The sequence below is a fragment of the Mycobacterium sp. genome, assembly GCF_019247615.1.
In the GTDB taxonomy this organism is placed as follows: Bacteria; Actinomycetota; Actinomycetes; order Mycobacteriales; family Mycobacteriaceae; genus Mycobacterium.
In genome coordinates this window covers 1-2,476 of the sequence record NZ_JAFBAT010000312.1, presented here as the reverse complement: position 1 = coordinate 2,476, position 2,476 = coordinate 1, and the positions used below count along the sequence as shown (strand labels likewise).

3 protein-coding genes and 1 pseudogene are annotated in these 2,476 nt (G+C 67.0%); 2 read left to right on the top strand and 2 right to left on the bottom strand.

Annotated elements, in window-relative coordinates; genetic code table 11:
• Positions 1-517: pseudogene (locus tag JO059_RS21795) on the top strand (dihydrodipicolinate synthase family protein); the annotation flags it as partial.
• 69 nt (positions 518-586) lie between these two features.
• On the opposite strand, the gene JO059_RS21790 reads toward JO059_RS21795, so the two are convergent.
• Both JO059_RS21790 and JO059_RS21785 read right to left on the bottom strand, forming a co-directional pair.
• The gene (locus JO059_RS21790; protein WP_293322622.1) at positions 587-823 is read right to left on the bottom strand and encodes a CsbD family protein; all 237 of its coding nucleotides are present in this window, start codon (positions 821-823) and stop codon (positions 587-589) included.
• A gap of 91 nt (positions 824-914) precedes the next feature.
• Positions 915-1,109, bottom strand: coding sequence for a hypothetical protein (locus tag JO059_RS21785; protein WP_293322620.1), 195 nt, complete (start codon positions 1,107-1,109; stop codon positions 915-917).
• 346 nt (positions 1,110-1,455) lie between these two features.
• Here JO059_RS21785 and JO059_RS21780 point away from each other — a divergent pair, with 346 nt between their 5' ends.
• Positions 1,456-2,310, top strand: coding sequence for an enoyl-CoA hydratase (locus JO059_RS21780; RefSeq protein WP_293322617.1), 855 nt, complete (start codon positions 1,456-1,458; stop codon positions 2,308-2,310).
• The last annotated feature ends 166 nt before the right edge of the window (positions 2,311-2,476 follow it).

Here is a 2,476-nt window from a genome sequence, read left to right as displayed (position 1 = left end):
CGAAAGCGCGCGGATCTACGACGAGGTGCCCGCCGTGTGCGCCACCAAGGAGGGCGCGTTCCGGCCGGAGGCGAGCCGGCGGCTGCACGAGTTGGCGCCCGACCTGGTGGTCTGGGAATGCGATAGGACCGTGTACCGCGCCGGGTGGTTGCGTGCCGGCATCGTCTGCCCGGCGCAATTGGGCACCGCCGGCTACCTGTTCGAGACGCCCGAGCGTCGATTGTTCTCGGAATACTGGGATTTGGTCCAGAGCGACAAGCTGATCGAGGCGATGGACTACGGACGCGAATCCGGCATGGACCAGTTCGACCTCGACGTCGGGTCGTGGTGGACGTGTTACCCCGGGCGGCCCGACTACTTCACCCACTGGGGCGGTGCCTTCAAGTACGCCGCCTCGGTGCTAGGGCTGCCGATCGGCGCGTACCCGCATTCCCGGCCGCCGCAGGCGCAGTTGCCGCCGGAGGCCAAGGCGCAGATCGAGAACGCCTACCACCGTCTCGGCCTGATCGCGGGGTAGCGCACCGCCGAAGTACTTGCGGGTCAAGAAGGCCCGGCCACCATGTGACCGGGCCCTCTCGCTGACGTGCTACTGCTCGGCCCGCTCGCGGGCCTCCTCGGCCTTGGCCTTGACACGGGCCTTTTCGGCCTCGGCTTCCTTGCGGCCGGCGTCGCGCTGCGCCTGCGCCTTGTCCTGCTGGGCCTTGCCCTCCTTGGTCAGGTCATCGTTGCCGATGATGATCCCGATGACCTGCTTGGTCCTTCCGAGGACATCCTCGACGACGCCCCTCACGAGCTCGACTGGACCGCTCTTGGTGTCCACCATTACATCTCCCTCCCGATCGATGGCTTGACTGCTAGGCTTCCCAGTCCCGGGGCCGACGCAAACATGTTGCGAAGTGGCGCGCGCCACAGCCTCAGTTGACCAGCGCCGGCGCGTCACCCGACGTCGGGACCTCGGGTCGCATTCGGCGTTGTCGCGCCCGCAGCGCGAGAGCGACGGGAGCACCGATCAGCGCCGCCCAGAACAGGATTTGCGCGCCCGTCAGCGCCAGCTGGGCCCGCAGCACCGCCGCGCGGGCCTGGCGAAGGCGGTGAACAAGCGCTCTCAACGTTGTCTTCACGCGTCATCGATAACCCGCCGGATCGCCATTTCAAACGCCCGCGACGGGCATAGGGGTGATTGCTACTCGCCTAACGAATGGTTGGGGCATGCTCACTCTGGGTGTGATCGGCGGCGGGCGCCCCTTTAGGTGACGGCCGGGTGACCGGAAAGCCAAGATCGACAAGCACCTTCGGCCATCGGGCGGGTGACGGTTCGGCGGCTGGAAGATCGCTGCTGGATCGGGTTGCAGCCGCCCGCGGAGACAGTTGTGGAATGCGCTACCGATAGGTATACAGTATGCGTACAAAGTCGGTGGGGATCCGGTGGTCAAGGGTGAGGAGGTGCCGCGGCAGATGTCCGGTAGCGACGGTGCTTCCGAGGAAGCTGTGCTCTATGAGGCCACGGCTAGCGGCGTCGCGATCCTGACCTTCAACCGTCCGGATCGCCTCAACGCCTGGGGCCCCGACATCGCCGCAGCGTTCTATGCCGGGATCGACCGTGCCGAACAGGATCCGGACGTCCGGGTGATCGTGGTGACCGGTCGGGGCAAGGGGTTCTGCGCGGGCGCGTATCTGGGCGCGCCTAGTGCGGCGCCGACCTACGGCGAGACGATGGAGAAGGCGGCCCAGACCGACCTGGCCGCGTTGGTCGGCGAGCGCCCACCTCACTTCGTGACCACCCTGCGCAAGCCCGTCATCGCGGCCATCAACGGAGCCTGCGTCGGCATCGGCCTGACCCAGGCGCTCATGTGCGACGTCCGGTTCGCGGCCGCGGGCGCCAAGTTCGCCGCGGTGTTCGCCCGCCGCGGGCTGATCGCCGAATTCGGCATCTCCTGGATACTTCCGCGGCTGACCAGTTGGGGGGTCGCCCTCGACCTGTTGTTGAGCGGGCGCACCTTCCTCGCCGAGGAGGCGGCCGAGCTGGGCCTCGTCAAAGAGGTCGTCGCGCCCGAAGATCTGCTGAGCCGCGCCCTGGAGTACGCGGAGGACATCGCGCGCAACTGCTCGCCGGCCTCGATGGCGGTGATCAAACGGCAGGTTTACGGCGACGCCACTCGCGACGTCGTGGACGCCACGTCGCGCGCCGAGGTGCTGCTGCACGAGGCGATGCCGCGCCCGGACGTCATCGAAGGGATCACCAGCTTCCTCGAGAAGCGGCCGCCGCAGTTCCCTCCCTTGGTTGGGAAGCTCACTTCAACCGACGCTTAATTTTTCGCCGGTGGTACCGGAAAGGACTCTCAATGAAGAAGTCAAGCCGCCGTCTCGGTGATTTGGGGTGAGCCGGGTTGCCAGGTGCGGTTGTCGCGGATGAGGGCGTAGAGGACGTTGGTGCGTCGTCTGGCCAGGCAGATTGTGGCCGGGATCGGTCGTTTGC

Bases quoted from the DNA above. Each gene is read 5' to 3' on its own strand.
- JO059_RS21780 (WP_293322617.1), top strand. From the start codon at position 1,456: ATGTCCGGTAGCGACGGTGCTTCCGAGGAAGCTGTGCTCTATGAGGCC.
- JO059_RS21790 (WP_293322622.1), bottom strand. From the start codon at position 823: ATGGTGGACACCAAGAGCGGTCCAGTCGAGCTCGTGAGGGGCGTCGTC.